This window comes from Arthrobacter sp. Soil_C_49, from assembly GCF_057656635.1.
In genome coordinates this window covers 504,583-529,308 of sequence record NZ_JBDGJZ010000002.1, presented here as the reverse complement: position 1 = coordinate 529,308, position 24,726 = coordinate 504,583, and the positions used below count along the sequence as shown (strand labels likewise).

Below are 24,726 nucleotides of genomic sequence, written 5' to 3'. Positions count from 1 at the left end.
TGTGCACCGGGACTGCACAATGTACCCCGGACTCCCCATTGTTGCGGCAGGCGCCCGGGAACAAAAGCAATAATTCCAAACAAGGTCAAATTGTGGATAACGCCAGCAAAGAACACCCAACAGTGGCAAAATGAATGCATGCCCAGGTTTCTTACGCTCGCAGATGTCGCGGAACAGCTTCAGATCAATTCCCCGGCTGCTTACGCCCTCGTGCGCAGCGGTGAGCTCAAGGCCATCCAGGTGGGCGGGAGAGGCCAGTGGCGCGTCGAGGAAAAGATGCTTGAGCAATACATTGAGGAACGCTATGCCGAAGCAAGCCGGATGATTCAGGAGTCCAAGTCCAAGTCAGTGTGACTCCTATCGCAGGCCTGTTCCGCCGGGACGGCAACCTGCATAGCTCACTCGACTGAGCGGAGTGAGCTGATGGCCCCCAAGGCACTAAAGGGAATAGTGGCAACCTGGCTGACCTTGTGGCTGCGCCGCGCCTCCCCGGGAGGAAGGACGGCAAGGTCAAGATGATCCTTTCCAACACGATCGATTACCCCTGCCAGCCGCACCGACCCCGAAGCACCCCCGACAAGGACTGAGAGGTCCGCCCGGTCACGTGCCATGCTGCGCAGGGCATGGGACAGCCCCAACCTGCTCCGGACCGGCGACGTCTCCATCGCTGAGAGCCTTCCCAATCCCACATATCGTGCCGCCGCTGCATACGGCACTAGAACCTGGTGCTGTTCTTCGTTCAGAACCAATGCATCTGCGCCTGCGTACATCAGCGTTCCTGAAAATGATTCCCCTGACGCCAGGAAGACGGTAAGCCGGCAGCCCAACACTGCACGTAACCGGTCAGCGAGTTCCAGGCCAACCATTTCCACCCTGGCCCGTTCGTTGATTTCGGCGTCAAGAGCCAGCCGGTCCACTTCGGTGAATTGGCTTTCCAGGTCATTAAAGAGTGCATCCCAGCGCATTCGGCCAGCGTAGGGTCCTGCCGCCCAGGGGTCAACGGCCCTCATCTTTTTCTCTCCAACGTCTGGACAAAGGAGGAATAGTGGGGGCAAACTGAAGCAAGTTGCATCAAACAACATCAAAGTACATCCAATAGGAGCATCCGATGGCGAAAGAAGCTGGACCGCAACCGTGGACCGACGCCATGTGTGCGGCAGCAATCCTGCTGCTGGGTGTGCTGCTGTACGTAGTTGGTGCCGGCCTGCTTGAACAATGGCAGCAGTCCTCGCAACACCGCCAGGGACCGGAAGCGGAGGACCTGCTCGGAGCGGCGGCAGCAATCAGCGGCGCCCTTCTGGTGGGCTGGTGGACTGTCTCCCTGCTCCTGGCCACAGCGACCACACTCCTGGACCGGATGGGAAACCTTCGGGCTGCAGCAGTAACGCGGAGGCTGTCGCCGGCCTTTATGCGGCGGCTTGTGCTTGCTGCCCTGTCTGTCCAGCTGGTGGCTGGCCCTGCCGCCCACGCGGATACGACAGTTCCGGGTCCGCAGTGGGCTCCCACCCATGACCAGGTTTCCTCCGCTCCGGCGGACCCGGGAAACGCCATCGACTCATCGGCTTTCAGCACCCCCGGTGACGGAGCCGATTGGGTGATCGCTCATCCGCCGATTGAAGAAGCTGAGAAGGACAACGTGCCTCCTCCCTCCAGGCTTGAGCCGGGCTGGCAGCCGGCCGCCCCGATCGTCAGTCCAGGACTGCTGACGGCTCCCGGGGTGCGCAGCATCGGGGACGCAGAAACGGAAGCCAGGGCTGTCACGGTCCTTGCCGGAGACACGTTGTGGGACATCGCCGCGTTTGCCTTGGGGCCGGAAGCGACGGATGTTGACATCGCCTTGGCGTGGCCCCGGTGGTACGAGGCCAACCGGTCCGTCATCGGCCAAAACCCGGATGTGCTGCTTCCGGGACAAATCCTTCAGCCGCCCTCCGCGGCATAACTACGGGCCGGGCGTCCAACTATCCCGGCCGCTAATTAAGGGGAAAGCAATGACTGCAGTGACACCGATCAGGGCTGGCCAGCGACCTGGAATGGCAGGGAACCCGCCCCCGCAAGTCCGGCCGGGTCCCGCCTCCGGATCCGCGCCAACCCAGGCCGGAACTCCGGTGGGATTGCGGCCCGTTGATGAGCTTTCCGAGGTCCGCGCGATCGCCCGGGGCACGGTGCAGGCAGCCATGGAAGTTCTCGCCGGAATCCGGCCAGTCCACCAGCTGGCACGGAGGCTTGATCCGCGGTGCCTGTCAGCACTGCAGCACCGCGCCTGTCTCATCAGGCGCGAAGTGGCCCGGACGAACAATCCCGCACTGGCACGGCTGCACAGGAATTCAACGGTCCGCTCTGTGCGCGTTTGCGAAGTGGCTGAGGGAATTTTCGAGGCCAGTGCCGTGGTGGTGGACGACGTCCGTGCCCGGGCTGTTGCGCTTCGGCTGGAACGGGGCAAGCAGGTTTGGCGGGTCACTGAGCTTGTCATTGGCTGAAGGTCCGCGTCATTGGCTGAGGGCCGCGGCCGGAAGCAGCGTTGAAACTGACGTGGAACTGAAGCAGGGCCGGGATATGCATCCCGGCCCTGCTCCTTGTTTTGATCCCTCCGCCGGCTATCCGGCGGGCGGTTACCGCTTCTTCTTTTTCCCAGGGCGCTTGGCAGCATCCTGGGCTGCTGCCTTGGCCGGGTTTCCAGAGCGGCCGGACTGCCGCGTCTCCACCCGGGTCTGCGTGCCGCCGCTTTCGCTGGGTGCGGTGTACTGCAGCTGGGCGGGCTGCGCAGGGGCTTCCAGACCGGCGGCCCGCACCTGGGGCTCGACGTGCTCGGTGTGCCCGCCCTCGGCGTCGGCAACCACCACGTCCTGGGCGGGAGTGACTTCCACTTCCAGGTTGAACAGGAAGCCCACGCTTTCCTCACGGATGGCTTCCATCATGCTCTGGAACATGGCGAAGCCCTCACGCTGGTACTCAACGAGCGGGTCGCGCTGGGCCATGGCACGGAGTCCGATGCCCTCCTTGAGATAGTCCATCTCGTAGAGGTGTTCCTGCCACTTACGCCCAATGACTGAAAGGACAACCCGGCGCTCCAGCTCGCGCATGCTTTCCGAGCCAATGGTCTCTTCCCTGGCCTGGTAGACCAGACGCGCGTCAGACAGCAGCTCTTCCTTCAGCATCTCGACAGTGAGCCTGGACTTTCCGCCGGCTTCCTCGATGATCTCCTCCGGGGTGACACTGACCGGGTAGAGCGTTTTGAGGTTGGTCCAGAGCTGGTGGAAGTCCCAGTCGTCCCCGTTGCCCTCGGCGGTCGCAGCGTCAATAAGAGCCGTGATGGTGTCCTCGACGAAGTACTGCACCTTCTCGTGCAGGTCGTCACCCTCGAGGATGCGGCGGCGATCGCCATAGATGGCCTCGCGCTGGCGGTTGAGGACGTCGTCGTACTTCAGGACGTTCTTGCGCTGTTCGGCGTTGCGGCCCTCCACCTGGCCCTGGGCGGACGCGATGGCGCGGGAGACCAGCTTGGATTCCAGTGCAACGTCGTCCGGGACTGAGCTGTTCATCAGGCGTTCGGCCGCGCCGGAGTTGAAGAGGCGCATCAGGTCATCAGTCAGGGACAGGTAGAACCGGGACTCGCCCGGGTCCCCCTGGCGGCCGGAACGGCCGCGGAGCTGGTTGTCGATGCGGCGTGACTCGTGCCGCTCAGTGCCCAGCACGTACAGGCCGCCGAGGTTCAGTACTTCCTCGTGTTCGTCCTTGACGGACTGCTTTGCAGCTTCCAGGGCGTCAGGCCAGGCGGACTCGTATTCATCTGAATTCTCTTCCGGGTCAAGCCCGCGCTTCGCCAGCTCGGCCACCGCAGTGAATTCGGCGTTGCCGCCAAGCATGATGTCGGTACCGCGGCCGGCCATGTTGGTTGCCACGGTGACAGCACCCTTGCGGCCGGCCTGGGCAACGATGGCAGCTTCACGTGCGTGGTTCTTTGCGTTCAGGACCTCATGGCGGATGCCTTCCTTGGCGAGGAGCCGTGACAGGTATTCGCTCTTCTCGACGCTGGTGGTGCCCACAAGCACCGGCTGGCCTTTTTCGTGGCGCTCGGCGATGTCCTTGACGACGGCGTCGAACTTGACGGTTTCATTCTTGAAAACGAGGTCCGGCTGGTCGATCCGCTGCATGTCCCGGTTGGTGGGAATGGGCACCACTCCGAGCTTGTAGGTGCTCATGAATTCCGCGGCCTCGGTCTCGGCGGTACCGGTCATGCCCGAGAGTTTGTGGTACATGCGGAAGTAGTTCTGCAGCGTCACCGTGGCCAAGGTCTGGTTCTCGGCTTTGATCTCAACGCCTTCTTTGGCCTCGATGGCCTGGTGCATGCCCTCGTTGTACCGGCGGCCGGCGAGGATGCGGCCGGTGTGCTCGTCGACAATCAGGACCTCGCCATCGAGGATGACGTAGTCCTTGTCCCGCTTGAACAGTTCCTTGGCCTTGATGGCGTTGTTGAGGAAACCGATCAGGGGTGTATTGGCGGATTCGTACAGGTTTTGGATTCCGAGGTAGTCCTCGACCTTTTCGATGCCGCTTTCCAGGACGCCGACGGTGCGCTTCTTTTCGTCGACTTCGTAGTCCTTCTCGGGCTGGAGCCTGAGGACAACTTTGGCGAATTCGCTGTACCAGCGATTGGTGTCGCCCTGGGCGGGGCCGGAAATAATGAGCGGCGTGCGCGCCTCGTCAATGAGGATGGAGTCCACTTCGTCAACGATGGCGAAGTGGTGTCCGCGCTGGACCAGCTCGGCCTTGTCCCAGGCCATGTTGTCGCGGAGGTAATCGAAGCCGAATTCGTTGTTGGTGCCGTACGTGATGTCGGCGGCGTACATCTGGCGCCGGACGGAGGGATCCTGGTTCGAAAGGATGCAGCCGCTGGTGAGGCCAAGGAAACGGTAAACGCGGCCCATGAGGTCTGACTGGTATTCGGCCAGGTAGTCGTTCACCGTGACGACGTGGACACCCTTGCCGGTGAGCGCATTGAGGTAGGCGGGAGCCGTTGCCACCAGGGTTTTGCCTTCACCGGTCTTCATTTCGGCGATGTTGCCCAGGTGCAGTGCGGCGCCGCCCATCAGCTGGACGTCGAAGTGGCGCATGCCCAGCGTGCGTGAGGACGCTTCCCGGACCGCGGCAAAGGCCTCCGGAAGCAGGTCGTCAAGCTTCTCGCCGTCCTGGTGGCGTTCGCGCAGCCTGTCAGTTTCCTCGCGGAGTTCGGCATCCGTGAAGGTCTTGAACGAGTCTTCCAGGGCATTGATGGAATCGGCATAGTTCCGCAGTTGCCGGAGGGTTTTTTTGTCACCCGTGCGGAGAAGTTTTTCGATAAGTGATGCCACGTGAAGATGCTCCCAGTCTTTGCCGCCGAATTCTGGCGTTTTTAGTCTACGGGAGAGACACCGGACCGCTACTTGTTTTCCCTCAGAGCGGAGAGCGGCCTATCCTGCTGCCACCGCATGGGCGAGTTCCCCGGCGAGATCGCCGCGCGGGCAGACTTCCACACCGGGCAGTCCCAGCCAGTCCCCCATCAACCTGAGCTCCGCGGCGAGTTCGACGGCGGTATCCGGCGGGGCACCAGGCTCGGCAAAGGCGGACCGGGCCAGCAGTTTCCCGGCGGCGCGGTCAGCTTTGAGGTCCACCCGCGCCACGATCCTGTCGCGCAGGAGGAAGGGCAGGACGTAATACCCGTACCTCCTTTTGTGTTCCGGCGTGTAAATCTCGATCCGGTAGTGGAAGCCGAACAGTTCCTCGAGCCGGCGACGCTCAAAGACCAGGGAATCGAACGGACTCAGCAGGGCGCGGCCCGTCGCACTCCGCGGCAGCCTGGCCTCGGCGTGAAGGAACACCTCACGGTTCCAGCCCGCCACGGTCACCGGCTCCAGCCTGCCGGACTCCACCAGATGCTCGACTGACGCCGCGGCCGCCTTGACGGGGGTCCGGAAGTAATCGGCGAAACACCGCAGGGTGCCGATGCCGTGGGCTTGCGCGGCGGCGTCGATAAGCCTGTGCAGGGCAGGAACCGGATCATCCTGCCCCGGCTCAGCATCCGAAAGATCCGGCAGCACCTTCGAGGTGAGCGTATACCGCCGCTCAAATTGCTCGGTCCTGGATGCCGCCGACACAAGGCCTTCCTCGAAAAGGTGCTCCAGGACCCGTTTGACCGCGCTCCAGTTCCAGCCCCAGTTGTTGTTCTGCTTTTCCTCGACATGGCCGATCCTGTCCGCGATCTGCGCCGCAGTCAGGGGCCGTGCTCTGGCGAGGGTTTCCAGGATCCTGGCGGAAATGGTGGCGCGCAGGACCGGATCCATGCTGTGGGCGCCTACCCAGGTGCGTTTCTGCCACAAGCGGAGGTCGGCGAAGTGCTCGGGCCGGATGTAGCTGGCTTCGTGGGCCCAGTACTCCACCATACGCCGCGGATGGGTGGCCGACATCCGCTGGAGGATGGTGCGGTCGTAGTTCCCGAGCCGGGAGAAGAAAGGAAGGAAGTGGCTCCTGGCGAGGACATTGACGGAATCGATCTGGACAAGCTGGAGCCGGGCAAAGGTCCGGCCCACCGCCCGTGATGTTACGGGGCCGGTGGGCCGTCCTTTGTCGAGTCCCTGTGCTGCCAATGCGATCCGCCGGGCCTGGTCCAGGCTCAGCGTCGGCACATCAGTCCTCTCTGTGGATGGTGGTTACCACCCTAGGCGTTGGCTGCCGCGTCGTCGGAACGGTACGCGAGGATCTTTTCTTCAACCACGGTGTCGCCCGGTTCGCATTCGTGGTCCAGGGTGATGACCCCGTAGGTCCAGCCGCGGCGCCGGTACACAACAGACGGTGTGTTGGTGGCCTTATCCACGAAGAGGTAGAAATCGTGGCCCACAAGTTCCATGTTGTCCACGGCATCGTCGAGTGAAAGCGACGCGGCGGGGAAGACTTTGCGCCGGATCAGGACCGGGGAATCACCGGCGGGGATGTCGTTGTCGACATCATAAGGAGACTTTTCTGCGGAAGCCGGCGAAGCTTCGCTGCGGTGGCTCGCCTCGACATAAATCGGTTCGTGGGCGCTGGCGGGTTCCAGCGTAGCGGTGGCTTCACGGACGGCTTTGGGTGTGTGGCGTCCGTGGTGGACCTTCTTGCGGTCCTTGGCGCGGCGGAGCCGCTCGAGCAGCTTGTTGTATGCGAGGTCGAAGGCAGCGAATTTATCAGCGGCGCTTGCTTCGGCACGGATCACCGGCCCCCTGCCCAGTACTGTCACTTCCACAGTCAGCTGGTCGCCGGTCTGCCGTGAGTTGGTCTCCTTTGAAACTTTCGCATCGACGCGCTGGACCTTGTCCCCCAACGACTCGATCTTTGAGATCTTCTCCCCGGCATATTCGCGGAACCGGTCTGAGACTGTCAGATTTCGTCCGCTGATCATAAACTCCATGGTGCCCTCCAAATGACTTCGGTGACACGACGGCAGCACTTCGCTGGGCCGATCTGTTTGACAGTCAAGCCCCTTTCCGAGCCGCCATCGACAGGTACATTCTGTTCTTGGTACCCACCACCGACGTTAGTTCATAGCCACCCGTTATTCATCCTTTCGTGGTTTATTTTTTTCTAAGTCATGCCCCTCCCCGCGGCCTTCAGGGGATGCGGCGCCGGTGCCCGCGGAGTCCGGCGGGCGTGTCGCGGCGAGGACCACGGCTCCGGTCACCACGGCGCCCGCGAGGTGCAGTGCCCGGGCTGCTTCCGCGAGCGTGGCACCCGTCGTGAGGACGTCGTCGACAATGATGCAGGGGTGTCCGGCCACCTTGTTCCGCCCCCGCCGGCGGACCCGCATGGAACCCCGCACGCGCCTCGCGCGGCCGCCGCGGTCCAGGCCTTTCTGGCCTCCGGGCAGCTGCAGAACACCGCCTCCGCTCTTTTCCAAAACGTTAACCACGGGATGTTCGGGCAGCTGGCGTGACACCTTCCGCAGGAGCAAGTGGACCGGACTGAAGCCACGCTTCAGGAAAGCTGCGTTGCTGGTGGGTACCGGCACCAGGAGGATGCCTGATGTGCCCTCAGTTCCCGCCCGGACGGCGCCGGCGAGCGCCCGGCCCAGGCTCTTCCCGAGCTGGTGCTGGCCGTGCCGTTTGAAAGAAAGCAGAGCCTGTGCCAGTTCCTCCCTGTACACGCCTGCGGCTACCGCCGGCAACAGCACCGTCCCGCCGACGTCCATCAGGGCCGGTGCTCCCTGTTCAGCCCGAAAAGGTTCCTGGGTCAGCCGGCGGATGTTGCGGGCGCATGGAATGCACAGCGCCCGGTCTTCGGCTCCGCAGCATACGCAGTCCACCGGAACCGCCAGCGCGAGGAGATCCCCGGCCGCGCCTGCCAGGTGGTCCATCATTCGCAGCAACGCGCTGTGGTGGTCAGAGCGGTGTCTGGCAGGCCGCTCATCGGCAGGGACAAGGTCCGGGTCGATGCGGACGTTCCCTGGCGCCCCGGCCGGCACCGTCAGTCTGTGGCTCACCGGTCAAGCATCCGCCGGGCCTGCCCACAGGGACACGCCATAGGCCCCCTATGTGGACAATAACACCGGACTCACCCGGGGAATGAGGGGTCGATGGGTCCCTTGATCTGCGGCGACCAGCCGTTGCCCAGCCGCTGGAAGACGCCCTCCGCGGACTGGGCGTAGATTTCCTCCGGTCCGTTGCCGGCGCTGAGTGCAACGAGCCCAGGCCACGGAGCCAGCTGTTGCGGCTGCCCCGAGGTAAGCGAGAGCAGCTCCGGCGTGACGTTCGAACCGGCTGCCGCCTTCATCACGGCAACGGTGGTATCGCTGACCCACACACCCTGGTCGGGCCCGCTCTCGGTGGCCAGGGTGACAGGCGGGGTGAGCTCGCGGGGCGTGCCGTCGCCGCCCCGGATGATGCCGGTGACCTGCACCCGGGTCTTGCCGTTTTGCTCCGAGATCACCAGCGCGCGGACTCCCTCCCGCGAGATCCGGAAGTCCTTGACTGTCCGGCCCGCCAGCCAGGCGGGTGTCAGCGTGACCGAGGGTACGGAGGCCCCCTCGGCCACCCCGGTGGGCCGGAACGCCACAACTTCGGTTCCCCCCGTGGCTCCCGGGCCCGCCGACCACAGCCAGTCGCTAAGCCCGAACGACGGCCGCGTCAGGGCGCTTCGTGTGGTCAGTGCTCTGGCAGGCTGGCCGGGATTGATGCTGTACAGGGTGGTGCGGCTGTCGTTGAGGAAAGCTGCCGTCTGCGATACCGGCGATTCGGCGGGGAACCGCGGCGTCAATGACGACACCGGCTGGATGTCCGGCAACGGCGAGATCCTGTTGTTTTCGTACCGGACCAGCTCGTTGCCGCTGACCGCAATCTGGCGTGAGGGAACACTCTTGTCCACCACCGGCGGCAGGACCGAGCCGTTGTCCTCCACGCGGACCAGGTCCTGGTTGGCGCGGAGCTCAACATTGACTACGTCCGGCTGGCTGCGGAAGGTCAGCGTCAGCTGCATCTGCATCCGCAGCCGGTCTTCGGGCGATGTTTCCGTCAGCTCCTTGGCGGTCAGGTCCACCTGGGCTGCACCGGAGACGACGGGCACCGATTCCCGGGCCAGCTTGATGCCTGAGGGAAAGGCACTGGCCACGGCACCCCGCAGGTACGGCGCCGGCCCTGCCAGCAGCGCACTGGTCATCGCCTTGACGGTTTTGTTCTTGATGAACCAGCGCACGTCCGGCACCGCGTAGGTGAACGTGGGGTCATAGAAGTAGATGGGATACGCGCCGTAGATCACCTTGAAGGTTTCTTCGGCGATGGCAGTCCCGTCCGGCAGGGCAGAGATGCGCCACTGCCCGTCCACCTGGGTGACGGTGACCGGGATTTTTTCGATGGTCCCTTTCGGTGACTGCGTTGCTATCCCGTCAGCATCCACGGTGTACGCGACGTCGAGTTCGTAGTTGTAGACGTTTTCGGCTTCGCCCGGCACAACCTTCGCTTCCCGGTACACGAGGGCACGCTGGTCCGGCTTCCACGAAACGGACGAGGCTTGGGTCAAATACTGCCGCGCGACTGCATAGTCGTCCTCGTAGCCGCTGCCGGCACGGTAAAAGTAGTCGATGATCGTTTCCGGTGACGCGCCGGGCTGCGGCGCTGCGGGCAGGAATACTGGTGCGCTCAGGTTGCCCGCGCTGCTCTCGCTGCTTTTGCCCACAGGGCCGGACGTTGGAATCCTGGCGCAGCCGGCCAGCAGGGCAAGCAGGAGCACCAGCAGCGAAGCGGCCAGCCTGGCCCCAGTGGCCGTACGCCCCGTCATGGAGTCTCCTTCGAGGCCGCGGGAGCCAGCGGAGTGCCGGCCTCAAGGACCAGCATGTTCCTGTTGTCTGTTTCGCCAGGGATAGTGATGTCCTCCGGTTCGAGCTGCACGGGCGACTTGTCGATCTCTTCTCCCTGCCGCAGGGGCAAGGTCAGCCTGAAGTTGGCACCGCTGCCCTTCTTGCCCCACGCCTGCAGCCACCCGTTATGAAGCTTGGTGTCCTCCATGGCGATGGAAAGCCCGAGGCCGCTGCCGCCTGTGGTGCGGGCACGGGCGGGGTCTGCCCGCCAAAACCTGTCGAACACCCGCGCGGCTTCCGCAGGCGCCATACCGATGCCGTGGTCCCGTACGGCAATCCCGACGGCGGTCTGGCTGGCTCCCACGGTGACCGTCACCGGCTTCCCCTCGCCGTGTTCCACCGCATTGAGGATCAGGTTCCGCAGGATGCGGTCGATCCTGCGGGCATCCATCTCAACGACGATGGCGCCTGCGGGGGCGCTCAGGATAATCTCGGAGCCGTATTCGGCGGCGACCGGCGCAGCCCCTTCGATCACGTGGGCCACCACCTGCAGGATGTCTTCCGGCTCGGCATCGAGCATGGCAACACCGGCGTCGAAACGGGAAATTTCCAGCAGGTCCGAAAGGAGGGACTGGAACCGCTCCACCTGGTTGTACAGGAGCTCCGCCGAACGCTTGTTGATGGGATCGAAATCGTCCCGGGCGTCGTACAGCACTTCGGCGGCCATCCGGACTGTGGTCAACGGAGTCCTCAGTTCATGGGAGACGTCGGACACGAAGCGCTGCTGCATCTGGGACAGCGTAGCCAGCTGGGTGATCTGCTCCTGGAGGCTGGCTGCCATGTGGTTGAAGGAGGCGCCAAGGCGTGCCACCTCGTCCTCGCCCCGGACCACCATCCGTTCCTGCAGCTGGCCGGCAGCGAGTTTTTCGGAGACCATCGCGGCATGGCTCACGGGGCTGACCACGTTGCGGGTCACGTACCAGGCGATGGCGCCGATCATCAGGACCAGCACAGCTCCGCCGGCCCACAGCACGCTTTGAATCTCGTTGAGGGTCTGCTGGGCGGTGTTGAGGTCGTAAATCAGGTACAGCTCGTAAACGGTGCCGTTAAAGGTCACCTTGTTTCCCACGGCGATGCCGGGCCGGTCCTCGGTGCCCACCGGGATCACGGTTGAGGCCCAGTACTGGTCCTTTCCCGATTCCTGGACCGCCTTACGCAGTTCCGGGGGGATGACGCTGACGGTCAGCTGGTCCGAAGCCCGTGATTCCACCCAGCGGTTCCGCGGCTTGGTCTGTTCGGGCATCGCCTCGAAGACGTATCTCCGCTGGATTACGGAGCCCCGGCCCTCCACGGCGTTCAGGGTGTCGTACACCAGGGTGATCACGCTGGACTGGTCGGTGACCTGGGCGCCGTCGAACGTGTCCTGCACCTGCTTGACGTTGTAGCGTGTCTCGGACTCCGCCTGGGTCAGCCGCTCCTGGAAGAGGTTGTTGGCGATCTGGTTCGAAAGATAGGCGCCCACCACGGCAAAGGACGTGATGGCCAGGAGCAGGGTGGTCAGGACCGTGCGGAACTGCAGCGACCGGCGCCACCGCTGATGCAGCGCCCGGCCTATATACCGAAGGGCCGGGAGGAACTTCCGGAACCCGGTCCATACGAGCCTGGCGACGCGCAGACTGACAATCAGGGCACGGCGCTGCCAGATCCTGGCCTGGAAGGACAGCCGCCGGAAGCCGGGGGTGCGGGCATCGGTGTGTTCCGGAGCATTGGGGTGCCCTGGGTGATTCCCGCCTGCGGAGCCGGCAGGACTTTCCGTGGCGGGTTCGTGTGCAGGTCCCCCGGGGGGAACTGCGGGGTCAGGCCCCTGCTTTGTAGCCGACACCACGCACCGTCAGGACAACTTCCGGAGCTTCCGGGTCCTGCTCGATTTTGGACCGGAGCCGCTGGACATGGACATTGACCAGCCGCGTATCGGCGGCGTGGCGGTAGCCCCAGACCTGCTCCAGCAGCAGCTCGCGGGTGAACACCTGCCACGGTTTGCGGGCGAGTGCCACCAGGAGGTCGAACTCCAGGGGCGTCAGGGAAATACGCTCGTTGCCCCGGCTCACTGTATGACCGGCGACGTCGATGGTGATGTCGGCGATCTTGAGCGTCTCGGGCGCCTTCTGGTCGCCGGGACGCAGCCGGGCACGGACGCGCGCCACCAGTTCGGCGGGCTTGAAGGGCTTGGGCACGTAGTCGTCGGCACCGGACTCAAGTCCGCGGACGACGTCGGAGGTGTCCGACTTGGCGGTCAGCATCACGATGGGCACGTCCGACTCCGCCCGGACCTGCCGGCAGACTTCGATTCCGTCCACACCGGGAAGCATCAGGTCCAGCAGGACGAGGTCGGGCCTGGATGAACGGAACACGTCGAGCGCCTTGGCGCCGTCAGCGCAGAACACTGGTTCGAAGCCGTCATTGCGAAGAACAATTCCGATCATCTCGGCCAGTGCTTCGTCATCGTCTACCACCAGAATGCGTGCCTTCATAGTTATATATTCCCTTATCAGGCAGGCTTTGTCCTGTTCAGCGCGTTGCGGCATGGCGGAACGCTAGGTAGCCGTGCCCGCGGAACTATAGGCTGGGAGCATTGCCGGAGGTTCCCGGTGCCCACCGTTCTGTCACGGCCCGGGCCTGGCTGCTTCAGGCACTGCTACAGGGGGAAGGAACACGGGTGTCAGAACAGGATCCGGGCGCGGAGAAGCCCCAGCCACCTGGCGGGCAGCAGCCAGAGTCTGGCCGGCAACCCCAGTGGGGCCAGCAGCCTGGATGGGGCGCGGCGCCTGGCTGGGGACAACCCCAAGGCCAGCCGCACTGGGGTTCGCCGCAGCCTCCCTACCCGGGCCCAGCCTACGGCCCGCCACCTTATGGCCAGCCTGCATTCGGCCAACCGCCCTTCAGCCCCTACGGCCAGCCCCGCTACGTTGCGCCACCGAAACCGGGAATCGTGCCGCTTCGCCCCCTGATGTTCGGCGAGATTCTGGACGGGTCATTCCAGACCATACGGCGGAATCCCAAGGCCATGCTGGGTGCTTCCCTCCTCGCCCAGTCGCTGGCTGCGATCCTTGCCGCTGTGGTCACTGTCGTCACCGCCACCTCCATGGTCTCCATAGAAGCCTGGGCGGAGAGCGCCAGCCCGGCTGACTTTGCTTCACTGGGCCTGAGCTTCCTGGCCGCCGTCCTGCTGGTTGCCATCCTTACCCTCTTTATCTCGGCCGTCCTCCAGGGCGCCATGGTGGTGCCGGTGGCACGGTCCATCCTCAACCGCCCCACGGGGTTCCGGAAGATGTGGATCCTGGCACGCTCGCGGGCGTGGACGCTGGTGCGCCTGGCTGCGGTCATGGTGCTGGCCGGCCTGCTTGCTTTCCTGCTGCCCGCAGGCCTGGCCGTAGCGCTGATTTCCACGATGGACCGAACGGGGATCCTTTTCCTTATCCCCCTGGTTCCCGCTGTTGTTGCCGTGCTGATCTGGATCTATATCAAACTGATGGTGGCGCCCGCCGCCGTCGTGATCGAAGATCTGGGCGCGCTCCAGGCCTTGCGCCGTTCCTGGGCGCTGACCCGCGCCAACTGGTGGCGGATCTTCGGCATCACGCTGGTGGTGAGCATGCTGGTGGGAATCATCGGGCAGGTGGTCATGATCCCGGTGAGCCTGCTGCCCACGTTCCTCTCCGGTTTCCTGTCGCCTCATGCCGGCAGTGACCAGGACATCACGGTTGCCGTTGCCGTAGGGGTGGCCACTGCGATTGTGGGCGCCCTGGTGGGTGCTGTCGGCTATGCCTTCCAGACTTCTGTTATGGCCTTGATCTACATGGACCTGCGGATGCGCAAGGACGGCCTGGATATTGCGCTGCTCCGCCAGCTGGAAACCGGGGCAGACCCGGATGGCATTCCGGGCCGCGGCATCGCCGCGGGTCCCGGGCCGGTGCCCGGAACCGGCAAGGGCGGGGTCTGGCCGGATGTCCGCTGAGCCTCCTGTCCTGCCCGGCGCGGAGGAAGCCCGCCGCTGGGCCGCCGAGGAACTGTCCAAATCCGAATACCGGGAAGCCGAACCTGGCTGGCTGGACTCGTTGTGGCGCGGTTTCCTGGACTGGCTGGCATCGCTGGACGGGCCGCCCGGCGCCGACGCCCCGGTGCCAAGCCCTGCCATCGGCGTCGTGATTGCCGTGGTCATTGCTGTTGCCGTGATTCTGGCCCGGCCCCGCCTGAATCCCAAAGCCCGGCACGCCAGGGAAGTCTTCGAGCCGGACAGCGAACTCACTGCCTCGGACTACCGGCAGCGGGCAGCCGTGTCGGCCGCTGCCGGGAAGTGGGGGGACGCCGTCGTCGACCGCTTCCGTGCCTTGGTCCGCTCCGCCGAGGACCGTGTGCTGCTCGAACCCCAGCCGGGCCGGACGGCGGACGAAGCCGCTGTCGCCCTGTCCCGGCCCTTCCCGGCCGAAGCAGCGCGCCTGGACCACGCCGCAAGGACCTTCGACGCAGTGCGCTACGGAAACTGGGCCCCGGGCAGCCCCGACTACGAGGCAATGACAAGGCTGGACACGGACCTCGAGGCAACCAAGCCCGTCCGGCCGGAAACGGCTGTGGACCCGGCGGCGCGGCCATGACTGAAACCCTGCAGGACACAGCTGGACAGGAAAACGGAGAAGACGGCGGCAGTCCGGATTCCCGGGCTGCATGGGGCAGGAACCCGTTGCGCTGGCTCCGGAGGCACCGCGGACTGGCCGCCCTTGCGGCCGTGGTGGCCACCGCGCTGGGCCTGGCCGTCTGGGGGCAGCTTGCCCCGAAGGGGGACGCTGTTCCCTTGTCCGTCCGGAATCCGGCGCCGGAGGGCGCACGGGCTGTCAGCGAAATCCTTGGCCGCCACGGCGTACGGGTCAACGACGTCGCAAGCTTCGACGAGGCCATGGCTGCGTTGGAGGGCAGCGGCTCCCCCACCCTCCTGCTCTACGACAGGAACGGGTACCTGGATGATGCCCGGCTCAGCGAGCTGGCCGATGCCGCCGTGCATGTGGTGGTGGTCTCGCCCCGCCTGCAGACGCTTGCCGCGCTGGACAGTGGCATCAGGCAAGCAGGTGTGGTGCCGGACTCGGTGCCGGTCCTGGAGCCCGGCTGTTCCCTCCCGGATGCAGAGGCCGCCGGCCAGGTCTCGGGCGAGGGTGGCTTTGTGTACGACGGCGGGACGTCCTGTTACCGGCCTGCCGGGACCAGCGCCGGGCTGCTGGCCGTCAGCGGCGACGACCGCATCACCGTGCTGGGCAGTACCGCCGTCCTCAGCAACGACAAGCTCGACGAACTGGGCAACGCCGCCCTCGCCATTCGGGCCCTCGGCAGTTCGCCGGACCTCGTGTGGTACCTCCCGTCCCTTGAGGACCTGGACACCACCGGTTCCCCGCAATCACTCGATGAACTGGCACCCGACTGGTCGCGCTTTATTGGGTTGTGGCTTGCCGTGGTGGCGCTGGCGGCAATCGTGTGGCGTGGCCGGCGGCACGGGCCGCTGGTGTTCGAGCCCCTGCCAGTGGTGGTCAAGGCAGTGGAAACCGCGGAAGGAAGAGCCCGGCTTTACCAGGACGCGCGCGCCATCGGGCAGGCAAGGGACAATCTCCGCGCCGGAACCCTGGTGCGTTTGGCCAGGAAACTCCGCCTGGGTCCGGCCGCCACGGCCGATGAAGCAGCCGAAGCGGCAGCCCGGTTCCTGGCCCGGCCTTCCCAAGAGGTCAAGCAGCTCCTGAACGAATATCCGCGCACCGAGGCACGGCTTGTTGCCTGGGCGCAGGAACTGAACACCCTAGAGAAAGAGGTCAGTAGCCGATGAGCGAACAAGGCAGCGGCCCCCGGGTCCTTGATTCCAGTGGGCAGGATCCTGCCGCACATGATTCAGCCCGGCAGGCGCTCCTGGACGTGCGCCATGAGGTGGCAAAGGCTGTGGTGGGGCAGGACGCCACCGTTACGGGCCTGCTGATCGCCCTGCTGTCCCAGGGGCACGTGCTGCTGGAGGGCGTACCCGGTGTGGCCAAGACCCTGCTGGTCCGTGCACTGTCCGCGGCGCTGAGCCTCGACACCAAGAGGGTGCAGTTCACGCCGGACCTCATGCCGGGCGACGTCACCGGCTCCCTGGTCTATGACTCGCACACCTCTGAATTTTCGTTCCGCGAGGGTCCCGTGTTCACCAACCTCCTGCTGGCCGACGAAATCAACCGTACGCCGCCCAAGACGCAGGCCTCACTCCTGGAGGCCATGGAGGAACGGCAGGTCTCTGTGGACGGCGCTTCCCGCCCGCTCCCTTCACCGTTCCTGGTTGCCGCCACCCAGAACCCGGTGGAGTACGAGGGCACCTATCCCCTCCCCGAGGCACAGCTGGACCGGTTCCTGCTGAAGCTCACCATGCCACTGCCGGAACGCCGTGACGAGATGGAAGTCATCAGGCGGCACGCGGCGGGCTTTGACCCCCGCGACCTGGCGGCAGCCGGAGTCAGGGCCGTGGCGGGCGCCGCGGATCTGGAGCGGGCCCGGCAGGCAGTGGCCACCGTGGCAGTGGAGCCGGAAATCATCGGCTACATTGTGGACCTGGTGCGGGCCACCCGTTCTGCGCCGTCCTTCCAGCTGGGCGTCTCACCCCGCGGCGCCACGGCCCTGCTGAACACATCCCGCTCCTGGGCCTGGTTGTCGGGAAGGAGCTACGTCACTCCTGACGACGTCAAGGCCCTGGCCCTGCCCTGCCTGCGGCACCGGGTGGCGCTGCAGCCGGAAGCGCAAATGGACGGTGTCCGGGTGGATGACGTGCTGGGCAGCATCCTGGCCTCCGTTCCAGTACCTCGCTGATGGCCGTCTCCGGGCGTTTTGTGCTCCTGGTACTGGTGGGCCTGGTGCCGGTGCTGCTGCTGCCCGGCTGGGGAACCGTGTTCCTCGTTGCATGCTGCCTCGCCGCCCTGACCGCCCTGGACCTGGTCCTGGCCGGTTCACCGCGCCGCGTTCATCTTGAGCGCCGGGACCCCGGCAACGTGGGCCTGCAGGGAACTGCGGAGTCCGTGCTTACTGTTACCAACAACGGCGGGCGCCGGCTGCACGGCACGCTTCGGGACGCCTGGCAGCCGTCGGCGGGAGCCCGGAATCCGGTCCAGGACCTTGACGTTCCGGCCGGCGAAAGCCGACGGGCCACGGTGCGGCTGCAGCCTGGCCGGCGAGGGGACCTCAAGGCCCCGCACGTCACCATCCGCAGTTTCGGGCCGCTGCTGCTTGCGGCACGCCAGCGGACCATCAGCTGCCCCGGGCTGTTGCGGGTCCTGCCGCCCTTCCATTCCCGCCGGCACCTGCCGTCCAAACTGCGGAAGCTGCGCGAACTGGACGGCAAGGCTGCCGTCCAGATCCGGGGTGCCGGGACTGAGTTCGACTCCCTCCGCGATTACGTGCGGGGTGACGACGTCCGGTCCATCGACTGGCGTGCAACAGCCCGCCGTTCAGCGGTGGTGGTGCGCACCTGGCGGCCGGAACGCGACCGGCGCGTGGTGATGCTCCTGGATACGTCACGGACGTCTGCGGCAAGGATCGGCGACGAGCCCTGCCTGGATACCGGTATGGAAGCCGCCCTCCTGCTGGGCGTCCTTGCCGAACGGGGCGGAGACAGGGTCGATTTCCTGGCTTTCGACCGACGGACCCGGGCCAGGGCCGGAACAGCAGGCCAAGGCAACCTCCTCGGCCAACTGGTCCAGGCGATGGCCCCGCTGGAAGCCGAACTCATTGAACTGGATTGGCAGGCAATCCCGGCGCAGGTCCGCGCCGTGTCCGCGCACCGGTCCCTGGTGGTGCTGCTGACCTCGCTGGAAGGCGGCGCCCCGGAAGAAGGCCTGATCCCCACCGCTGTGCAGCTGGCGCGCCAGCATGTTGTGGTGGTGGCAGCGGTACGGGACCCCCAGCTCGGCCTGATGCTGCAGGAGCGTGGCAACGCCGCCGGGGTCTTCCGGGCCGCTGCCGCCGAGCGCTCACTCCTGCAGCGGGCAGCAGTAACGGCTGAACTCCGGCAGCACGGTGTGGAGGTGGTGGACGCGGAGCCGCAGGAGCTTCCACCGAGGCTGGCCGACATGTACATCAGGCTCAAGGCGGCAGGTAGATTGTGAAGGACCAGCCACCTGTCCGTTCCCGTCACAAGGAGGTCCTTCTTTGAACGTTCCCATTTACCGGCAGGCCCTCGGAACGGACTACGGCCGCCTCCAGCCGGAACTGCAGGAATACTTTGCCCTCGCACCGGGCTCGGGCAGGTACGGCGTGGGCGAAGGGAGCTTCGACGTGGTGGGCTGCCGGCAGGACTGGCTGCGTCCCCTGCTGCGGCTCACCGGCGGTGAGGAAGCGTTCTTTCCCGAATACGGGGAGAACATTCCCTTCCGGATTGAGAACCACGCCCACCAGGATCCCTTCGGCCGCTCCAGCCTGACCGCCCGCCGGGAAATCCGGTTTCCCGGCCGGACGCGGATCTTCCAGGACACCACCAGCCTCACCACGCGGAACGGTGCACCCCAGCTGGTTGACTATGTGGGCCGGTACCGGCGATTAGTGACGGATTTGAACCTGAGCGTTACCGCAGAGGGACGGCTGCGCGGCGTGTCCGAAGCATCGAGGCTGTTTCTTGGCCCCCTTCGCATTCCCCTTCCCGCCGCCCTGGATGCCAAGGCCTACGCGGAGCAGTGGTGGGACCCGGCGGAGGGCAGTAACGGCAAGCACCGCATCCAGGTCAAAGTGATCCAGCCACAGATCGGCCTGGTCCTGGTCTACGCCGGCAGCTTCGACTACAGGCTGCGCCCCTACACGGGCGGAAGCTCCGCCCAGAGTTTCCTGCCCCGCTACGCGCAGCCTGACCGCTGGGAAAACAGGGTCTGATCCCTAGCCCTGCGCCAGCTGGTTCAGACCGTCCGCCACCTGGGTCAGCCGGCCGAGGACCGCTGTGGCTTGTGCCGGGGTGCGGCCAGCAAGTCCCGACGAGGGTGTGAGCCGGATGGTGCTGATCCCGTCAGGAGACAGACCCAGCTGCCGCCACGGGCGCCACACTGCGTCAACACAGTCGGCCGCCCGGGGCAGGGACTCCCCTGCCACGTTCAGCGCACCGATCCACAGCCGCTTGCCTGCTTCCGCGGCTCCCGCCAGCTGCTCCCACTGGCGGGAAGTCAACGCCCGCAGCGGGACAGCAATACCGTCCGCTCCCGCGGCCAGGATCTGTTCGAACGGCGCCTCGATCTCGTGAACGGAGATCACGATTTCCGCAGCGCCCGCCGCCCGTAAAGCGTCCAGCACCACACGCCAGGAGTCCCGTGCTTCCGAGGACGGGACTGCCCGCAGGGTGCGGTAGCCGCTGGAGGTCGGGATGGTGCCAGCCAGTACGGCCGCGATATCAGGCTCATCGATCTGGACCACCAGCCGGGCTCCGGGAACGGCCGCCGCCACCCGGGAGAGGTACCGGCCCACGCCGGCCGCAAGTGAGGCGGCAATGTCCCGACGGGCACCATAGTCGATCAGGGCGCGCTCGCCGTTATGCAGGTGAAGGCCGGCCGCCAGGCTGAGCGGACCTACCAGCTGCACTTTGATCTCTGCAGCCGGCCTGTCCTCCGTACCAGCCACATCGGCGAGGACGTTGATATCGGTAGCGAGGGCGGAGGCGGCCCGCCGGAAGTCCTTGCCAGGCCGGTCCACGAGGCGCCAACCGTAGGGCTGGACGTCGACGGCGAGTTCTTCCAGCAGCGTGGCTGTCCGTCCCAAGGCGTCTGAACCGACGCCCCGGTCCGGCAGTTCGGCAAGGAACGGCAGGTGCGGGCTGCCCAGCTCCCCGCGGATGATCTTGGCCGCTTCCACCGGGTCCTCCCCGGGCCAGGAGCCGAGGCCGGTGGCAGTTACCTCCCGCGGCGGTGCCGGAACCTCAGCGGGCCTGGAAGCGGCGCCGTGCCGTTGCTCCGTCACGCGAGAGCTGATGTCTGCGGATGCTGTCCGGAGGCGGCTTCGTGGTCTTCGGCGATCGCTTCATGATGCCGGATGACCTCACCGATGATGAAGTTCAGGAACTTTTCCGCGAACGCGGGGTCCAGGTGTGCGTCTTCGGCCAGCCTGCGGAGCCGGGCAATCTGTGCCGCTTCCCGGCCGGGGTCGCCGGCGGGGAGCCGGTGGGCGGCTTTGAGGAAACCCACCTTCTGGGTTGCCTTGAAGCGCTCGGCAAGGAGGTAGACCAGCGTGGCGTCGATGTTGTCGATGCTGGAACGGATGGACAGCAGTTCAGCCATCACCGATTTGTCCACCTGACCGGCCAAAGAGCTGGCTGAGGGATCGTAGTCATCGGAGTCGGGAGCGTGAAGGTTGTGCTGCGTCATGGTCCAAGTCTATGGGCAGCCGAAGGAATCAACCGGGTGTTAAGCGCCGGTGCCGGCATTATGCCGGCACCGGCGCCCAGAGAAAAGAAGCTGTCAGATACCCAACAACGCCCTGTTTTCTTCCCGCCGCCTCGCCTGTTCCTGCGGATCGGGTACCGGCAGGGAAGCGATGAGCCGCCGGGTGTAGTCGTGCTGCGGATTTCCCATCACCTGGCTGCCGATGCCCTGTTCCACCAGCCTGCCCTTGTACAGCACGCCTACCCACTGGGACAGGATGTCCACGACCGCCAGGTCGTGGCTGATGAACAGGCAGGCGAAACCGAACTCCTGCTGGATGTCCCTGAACAGTTCCAGGACCTTCGCCTGCACTGAGACGTCCAGGGCCGACGTCGGCTCGTCCGCTATCAGCAGGCGCGGATTCAAGCTCAGGGCCCGTGCCAGCGAGGCCCGCTGGCGCTGCCCGCCGGAGAGCTCGTGCGGGTAGCGTCCCGCGTACGATGCCGGCAGCTGGACTGACTCGAGCAGCTCACCAACGCGTTTGCGCGCCTGCGCCGGGCTCGGCCTGGTGTGGATCACCATGGGTTCGGCGATGCAGTCCCCGATGGTCAGTTGCGGGTTGAAGGAGGCGGCAGGGTCCTGGAACACAAAGCCGATGTCCTTCCGCAGCGGCTTGAAAGTCCGTTCGCGGAGGTTGAGCATTTCGTAGCCCAGCACTTTGAGGCTGCCGCCGGTGGTCCTGTTCAGCCCCGCGATGGCCCGGCCGATGGTGGTTTTCCCGGAGCCGGATTCCCCCACGAGCCCGAAAACCTCGCCCCGGGACAGGGTGAAACTCACATCGTCCACGGCCTTGAAGGCCGGAGTTCCCAGCCTGCCCGGGTATTCGATGGTCAGGTTGTTGGCTTCGACCAGGACTTCCTCCTCCTGGTGGGCCCGGCGGGTCAGGCCCTCGGAGGCTGAATTGTGCCCCAGGTGCGGCACCGCGGCGAGGAGCTTGCGCGTGTAGTCCTGACGCGGTTCAGCAAACAGCGTCCGGGCCGGCGCTTCCTCAACCACGTCACCCTGGTACATCACCACCACACGGTCGGCGAGGTCCGCCACCACCCCCATGTTGTGCGTGATGAGCACTATGGACGTGCCGTACTTGTCGCGGAGGTCCCGGAGCAGCTCCAGGATCTCGGCCTGGACCGTGACATCCAGGGCGGTGGTGGGTTCGTCCGCCACGATCAGGCCCGGATTCAGTGCCAATGCCGCCGCGATGACCACCCGCTGCTTCTGGCCGCCGGAGAACTGGTGGGGGTAGTAGTTGACGCGGTGTTCGGGATCGGGGATGCCCACTTTGCGCAGGGCTTCAATGGCGCGGGCCTTCGCGTCCTTGGCCGAAACCCTCCTTCCGCCGCCGCCGCTGCCAGCATGGGCCCTGATGCCTTCGGCGATCTGCCACCCCACGGTGAACACCGGATTCAGTGCGGTGGACGGCTCCTGGAACACCATGGCCACGTCGCGCCCGCGGATCTGGCGCAGCCGCGCCGCACTGACGCTAATCACGTTGGCCCCGTTGATCAGCACCGTGCCGGAGCTGATGGCGGTCTCGGGAAGGAGGCCCAGGATGGTTTTGGCGGTGACGGTTTTCCCGGAACCCGATTCCCCCACGATCGCCAGCACTTCGCCCTTCCCCACCTCGAGGCTGACGTCCTTGACCGCATGGACATCGCCGGCATCGGTGGCGAAGGTGACCTTAAGGTGGTCGATGTCGAGGACGGGATGGCCGGCGCCGGCCTGCTGGTCCGGGGACGGGTTGATGTTGACGCTCACGAATTCCTCACTTCTGCTTCGATGGCCGCCGTGCCCAGGGGAGCCGGGGTGCTGCCGCCGCCGGCCCGTTTGCGGCCGCGGAGCCGCGGATCGTTCAGGTCGTTGATGCTCTCGCCCACCAGGGTGAGCCCGAGGACCGTCCACACGATCGCCAGGCCCGGGAACAGTCCTGTCCACCAGATCCCCGAGGTGGTGTCCGCAAGGGCCTTGTTGAGGTCGAAGCCCCATTCGGCGGCCGAGCTCGGTTCGATGCCGAATCCGAGAAAGCCCAGTGCGGCGAGGGTGAGGATGGCCTCGGATGCGTTGAGCGTAAAGATCAGCGGCAACGTCCTGGTGGCGTTCCGGTAGATGTGCCGGGTGATGATGCGGAAGTCGGAGGCACCCACCACCTTTGCCGATTCCACAAAGGGTTCAGCTTTGAGCCGGATGGTTTCGGCCCGGATCACCCGAAAGTACTGCGGGATGAAGACCACGGTGATGGACACGGCCGCCGCCATGATGCCGCCCAGGAGGCTTGATTGCCCACCGCTGATGACAATGGCCATCACGATGGCCACGAGCAAAGAGGGAAACGCATAGATGGCGTCCGCAACCACCACAAGGACCCGGTCCAGCCAGCCGCCGAGGTAACCGCTCACCAGGCCGAGGATAACGCCGGCGAAGATGGACAGGACAACGGCCACCACAATGACCAGCAGGGCCGTCTGCGTCCCCCAGATCACGCGGGACAGAACGTCGTAGCCACCCACGGTGGTACCCAGCAGGTGTTTCCCGCCGGGCGGCTGCTGCGTGGGAAAGCTGCCGTCCGCATCAGAGAGCTGGGCGAAGCCATACGGCGCGATCAACGGGGCAAGGAGGGCAGTCAGCAGGAAAAGGCCGGTAAGGATCAGACCAATGACGAGCATCCCCCGCTGCAGGCCCACGCTTTTGTTGAAATGCGAGACGACCGGCAGGCGGCGCAAGAAGGGGGCGCGCGGATTGGCCACGGGCTCGGGAACGTCAGGAGTGCTCATGGTCAGTACCTCACGCGGGGATCGATCAGCGCGGCAATGATGTCCACGATGAAGTTGGTCATGGCAACGATGACCGCCAGGAGCACCACGATGCCCTGGACAGCCACGAAGTCCCGGGCAGTGAGATATGTGGCCAGCTGGAACCCCAGCCCCTTCCATTCGAAGGTCTTCTCCGTCAGCACCGCACCGCCGAGCATCACGGCGATCTGCAGGCCCATGACGGTGATGATGGGAATCAGCGCCGGCTTATAGGCGTGTTTGGTTACCAGCCGGAATTCACTCACACCGCGGGACCGGCCCGCCTCCACGTAGTCCCTGCCCAGTGTGCCGATGACGTTGGTCCGGACGAGGCGCAGGAAAATGCCTGCCGTCAGGAGCCCCAGGGCAACGGCGGGCAGGACGGCGTGGGCCATGACGTCGCCGAGGGCCGCCATGTTTCCGCTGCGGAGGGCATCCAGCCAGTAGATTCCGGTGGGCGCCTGCAGTGAGGTCAGTGCCAGTTCGCTGGACGTTTTCGCCCTTCCGGCAACGGGCAGCCAGCCGAGCCAGACGGAGAACGTCAGCTTGAGCAGCAGGCCGGCGAAGAACACGGGGGTGGCGTAGCAGAGGATGGCGAAGATCCGCAGGACGGCGTCAGGAAGGTGGTCCCGGCGGTGTGCTGCCAGCATGCCCAGGGGTATCCCCACGAGCAGCGCCACTATCAGGGCGTTGATGCTCAGTTCCAGGGTGGCCGAGCCGTAGGTGGTGAGCATTTCGGTCACCCTGCGGTTATCCGACAGCGTGGTGCCGAAGTTCCCGGTGGCCAGCTGGCCGAGGTATTCGAGGTACTGCACAAAGAGGGGCCGGTCATAGCCGGCGGCGTGGATCCGCTCCTGCAGCTGCTCCGGCGGGAGGCGGCCGCCCATGGCTGCCGTAATCGGATCCCCCGTGATCCGCATCAGGAAAAACACCATGGTGACCAGGATGAAAATCGTGGGAAAGATCAGGAGGAACCGGATAAGGATGTATTGGCCGAGCCCTCCGCCGGAGGATTTCTTTTTGGCCGGCAGCAACCCGTCCGCATCTGCGGGCGGTGTTTCAATCAAAGTGGTCATGGATTACCTAAAATTTTGGTGCCCCAGGCCAGCTGTCCCCCGATGCTGGCCGAAATCCGGCAACGAGGCGGGACGCGCGTGGCGTCCCGCCTCTGCTGCCGGCAGGGCCGGTTGATGTGGGG

Annotated in this window: 22 protein-coding genes; 9 read left to right on the top strand and 13 right to left on the bottom strand. The window is 65.4% G+C overall.

All coding sequences use genetic code 11. The features are described from left to right. Positions 1-138: 138 nt before the first annotated feature. On the top strand, positions 139-354 hold the full coding sequence (locus AC3A4Z_RS05825) for a helix-turn-helix domain-containing protein (RefSeq protein WP_045729765.1): 216 nt from the start codon (positions 139-141) through the stop codon (positions 352-354). Between the two features lie 44 nt (positions 355-398). Here AC3A4Z_RS05825 and AC3A4Z_RS05820 read toward each other — a convergent pair whose 3' ends face one another. Then, entirely contained in the window at positions 399-965 is a 567-nt protein-coding gene (locus tag AC3A4Z_RS05820; protein ID WP_498710683.1) for a hypothetical protein, read from the bottom strand. Between the two features lie 143 nt (positions 966-1,108). Here AC3A4Z_RS05820 and AC3A4Z_RS05815 point away from each other — a divergent pair, with 143 nt between their 5' ends. Together AC3A4Z_RS05815 and AC3A4Z_RS05810 are read left to right on the top strand one after the other, a co-directional pair. Further along, on the top strand, positions 1,109-1,939 hold the full coding sequence (locus AC3A4Z_RS05815) for a LysM peptidoglycan-binding domain-containing protein (protein ID WP_498710682.1): 831 nt from the start codon (positions 1,109-1,111) through the stop codon (positions 1,937-1,939). Positions 1,940-1,988: 49 nt separating this feature from the next. Next, entirely contained in the window at positions 1,989-2,477 is a 489-nt protein-coding gene (locus tag AC3A4Z_RS05810) for an Rv3235 family protein (RefSeq protein ID WP_498710680.1), read from the top strand. Positions 2,478-2,609: 132 nt separating this feature from the next. On the opposite strand, the gene secA is transcribed toward AC3A4Z_RS05810, so the two are convergent. From secA to mtrA, 7 genes are all read right to left on the bottom strand, one after another. Further along, entirely contained in the window at positions 2,610-5,348 is a 2,739-nt protein-coding gene (gene secA / locus AC3A4Z_RS05805) for a preprotein translocase subunit SecA (RefSeq protein ID WP_498710678.1), read from the bottom strand. Positions 5,349-5,447: 99 nt separating this feature from the next. Beyond that, on the bottom strand, positions 5,448-6,659 hold the full coding sequence (locus AC3A4Z_RS05800) for a winged helix-turn-helix domain-containing protein (protein WP_498710676.1): 1,212 nt from the start codon (positions 6,657-6,659) through the stop codon (positions 5,448-5,450). Positions 6,660-6,691: 32 nt separating this feature from the next. After that, positions 6,692-7,417, bottom strand: coding sequence for a ribosome hibernation-promoting factor, HPF/YfiA family (hpf, locus tag AC3A4Z_RS05795; protein ID WP_493970013.1), 726 nt, complete (start codon positions 7,415-7,417; stop codon positions 6,692-6,694). A gap of 144 nt (positions 7,418-7,561) precedes the next feature. Further along, the gene (locus AC3A4Z_RS05790) at positions 7,562-8,485 is read right to left on the bottom strand and encodes a ComF family protein (RefSeq protein ID WP_498710672.1); all 924 of its coding nucleotides are present in this window, start codon (positions 8,483-8,485) and stop codon (positions 7,562-7,564) included. Between the two features lie 71 nt (positions 8,486-8,556). Further along, entirely contained in the window at positions 8,557-10,275 is a 1,719-nt protein-coding gene (locus AC3A4Z_RS05785) for an LpqB family beta-propeller domain-containing protein (protein ID WP_498710671.1), read from the bottom strand. Beyond that, the gene (mtrB, locus tag AC3A4Z_RS05780; protein WP_498710670.1) at positions 10,272-12,179 is read right to left on the bottom strand and encodes an MtrAB system histidine kinase MtrB; all 1,908 of its coding nucleotides are present in this window, start codon (positions 12,177-12,179) and stop codon (positions 10,272-10,274) included. The genes AC3A4Z_RS05785 and mtrB overlap by 4 nt, the downstream gene beginning before the upstream one ends. Further along, on the bottom strand, positions 12,151-12,825 hold the full coding sequence (gene mtrA / locus AC3A4Z_RS05775; protein ID WP_050054527.1) for an MtrAB system response regulator MtrA: 675 nt from the start codon (positions 12,823-12,825) through the stop codon (positions 12,151-12,153). Before mtrA ends, mtrB begins: the two co-directional genes overlap by 29 nt. Before the next feature lie 458 nt (positions 12,826-13,283). On the opposite strand from mtrA, the gene AC3A4Z_RS05770 reads away from it, so the two are divergent. The 6 genes from AC3A4Z_RS05770 to AC3A4Z_RS05745 are packed head-to-tail and all read left to right on the top strand — an operon-like array spanning position 13,284 to position 19,210. After that, the gene (locus AC3A4Z_RS05770) at positions 13,284-14,306 is read left to right on the top strand and encodes a DUF7847 domain-containing protein (protein WP_498710669.1); all 1,023 of its coding nucleotides are present in this window, start codon (positions 13,284-13,286) and stop codon (positions 14,304-14,306) included. Further along, positions 14,296-14,943: a DUF4129 domain-containing protein gene (locus AC3A4Z_RS05765; protein ID WP_498710668.1), complete on the top strand. Its 648-nt coding sequence runs from the start codon at positions 14,296-14,298 to the stop codon at positions 14,941-14,943. Before AC3A4Z_RS05770 ends, AC3A4Z_RS05765 begins: the two co-directional genes overlap by 11 nt. Beyond that, positions 14,940-16,154 (top strand): DUF4350 domain-containing protein, encoded by a 1,215-nt coding sequence (locus AC3A4Z_RS05760; RefSeq protein WP_498710667.1) that lies wholly within the window; start codon positions 14,940-14,942, stop codon positions 16,152-16,154. The genes AC3A4Z_RS05765 and AC3A4Z_RS05760 overlap by 4 nt, the downstream gene beginning before the upstream one ends. Continuing rightward, the gene (locus tag AC3A4Z_RS05755; RefSeq protein WP_493970007.1) at positions 16,151-17,161 is read left to right on the top strand and encodes an AAA family ATPase; all 1,011 of its coding nucleotides are present in this window, start codon (positions 16,151-16,153) and stop codon (positions 17,159-17,161) included. The genes AC3A4Z_RS05760 and AC3A4Z_RS05755 overlap by 4 nt, the downstream gene beginning before the upstream one ends. After that, the gene (locus AC3A4Z_RS05750) at positions 17,161-18,453 is read left to right on the top strand and encodes a DUF58 domain-containing protein (protein WP_498710664.1); all 1,293 of its coding nucleotides are present in this window, start codon (positions 17,161-17,163) and stop codon (positions 18,451-18,453) included. The genes AC3A4Z_RS05755 and AC3A4Z_RS05750 overlap by 1 nt, the downstream gene beginning before the upstream one ends. Positions 18,454-18,496: 43 nt before the next feature. Continuing rightward, entirely contained in the window at positions 18,497-19,210 is a 714-nt protein-coding gene (locus tag AC3A4Z_RS05745; RefSeq protein ID WP_498710663.1) for a DUF4166 domain-containing protein, read from the top strand. Between the two features lie 3 nt (positions 19,211-19,213). Here AC3A4Z_RS05745 and AC3A4Z_RS05740 read toward each other — a convergent pair whose 3' ends face one another. The 5 genes from AC3A4Z_RS05740 to AC3A4Z_RS05720 form a co-directional block, all read right to left on the bottom strand. Continuing rightward, positions 19,214-20,281, bottom strand: coding sequence for a uroporphyrinogen decarboxylase/cobalamine-independent methonine synthase family protein (locus AC3A4Z_RS05740; protein ID WP_498710662.1), 1,068 nt, complete (start codon positions 20,279-20,281; stop codon positions 19,214-19,216). Further along, entirely contained in the window at positions 20,278-20,685 is a 408-nt protein-coding gene (locus AC3A4Z_RS05735; protein WP_498710660.1) for a chorismate mutase, read from the bottom strand. The genes AC3A4Z_RS05740 and AC3A4Z_RS05735 overlap by 4 nt, the downstream gene beginning before the upstream one ends. 93 nt (positions 20,686-20,778) lie before the next feature. Continuing rightward, positions 20,779-22,497, bottom strand: coding sequence for an ABC transporter ATP-binding protein (locus tag AC3A4Z_RS05730; RefSeq protein ID WP_498710658.1), 1,719 nt, complete (start codon positions 22,495-22,497; stop codon positions 20,779-20,781). Beyond that, positions 22,494-23,510 (bottom strand): ABC transporter permease, encoded by a 1,017-nt coding sequence (locus tag AC3A4Z_RS05725; protein ID WP_498710656.1) that lies wholly within the window; start codon positions 23,508-23,510, stop codon positions 22,494-22,496. Before AC3A4Z_RS05725 ends, AC3A4Z_RS05730 begins: the two co-directional genes overlap by 4 nt. A 2-nt stretch (positions 23,511-23,512) precedes the next feature. Further along, positions 23,513-24,604, bottom strand: a complete 1,092-nt coding sequence (locus AC3A4Z_RS05720; protein ID WP_050054516.1) for an ABC transporter permease — start codon at positions 24,602-24,604, stop codon at positions 23,513-23,515. Between the last annotated feature and the right edge of the window lie 122 nt (positions 24,605-24,726).

Bases quoted from the DNA above. Each gene is read 5' to 3' on its own strand.
- AC3A4Z_RS05755 (WP_493970007.1), top strand. From the start codon at position 16,151: ATGAGCGAACAAGGCAGCGGCCCCCGGGTCCTTGATTCCAGTGGGCAG.
- AC3A4Z_RS05760 (WP_498710667.1), top strand. From the start codon at position 14,940: ATGACTGAAACCCTGCAGGACACAGCTGGACAGGAAAACGGAGAAGAC.
- AC3A4Z_RS05825 (WP_045729765.1), top strand. From the start codon at position 139: ATGCCCAGGTTTCTTACGCTCGCAGATGTCGCGGAACAGCTTCAGATC.
- AC3A4Z_RS05785 (WP_498710671.1), bottom strand. From the start codon at position 10,275: ATGACGGGGCGTACGGCCACTGGGGCCAGGCTGGCCGCTTCGCTGCTG.
- AC3A4Z_RS05765 (WP_498710668.1), top strand. From the start codon at position 14,296: ATGTCCGCTGAGCCTCCTGTCCTGCCCGGCGCGGAGGAAGCCCGCCGC.
- AC3A4Z_RS05820 (WP_498710683.1), bottom strand. From the start codon at position 965: ATGCGCTGGGATGCACTCTTTAATGACCTGGAAAGCCAATTCACCGAA.
- AC3A4Z_RS05750 (WP_498710664.1), top strand. From the start codon at position 17,161: ATGGCCGTCTCCGGGCGTTTTGTGCTCCTGGTACTGGTGGGCCTGGTG.
- AC3A4Z_RS05815 (WP_498710682.1), top strand. From the start codon at position 1,109: ATGGCGAAAGAAGCTGGACCGCAACCGTGGACCGACGCCATGTGTGCG.
- AC3A4Z_RS05810 (WP_498710680.1), top strand. From the start codon at position 1,989: ATGACTGCAGTGACACCGATCAGGGCTGGCCAGCGACCTGGAATGGCA.
- mtrA (WP_050054527.1), bottom strand. From the start codon at position 12,825: ATGAAGGCACGCATTCTGGTGGTAGACGATGACGAAGCACTGGCCGAG.
- hpf (WP_493970013.1), bottom strand. From the start codon at position 7,417: ATGGAGTTTATGATCAGCGGACGAAATCTGACAGTCTCAGACCGGTTC.
- AC3A4Z_RS05735 (WP_498710660.1), bottom strand. From the start codon at position 20,685: ATGACGCAGCACAACCTTCACGCTCCCGACTCCGATGACTACGATCCC.
- AC3A4Z_RS05720 (WP_050054516.1), bottom strand. From the start codon at position 24,604: ATGACCACTTTGATTGAAACACCGCCCGCAGATGCGGACGGGTTGCTG.
- AC3A4Z_RS05725 (WP_498710656.1), bottom strand. From the start codon at position 23,510: ATGAGCACTCCTGACGTTCCCGAGCCCGTGGCCAATCCGCGCGCCCCC.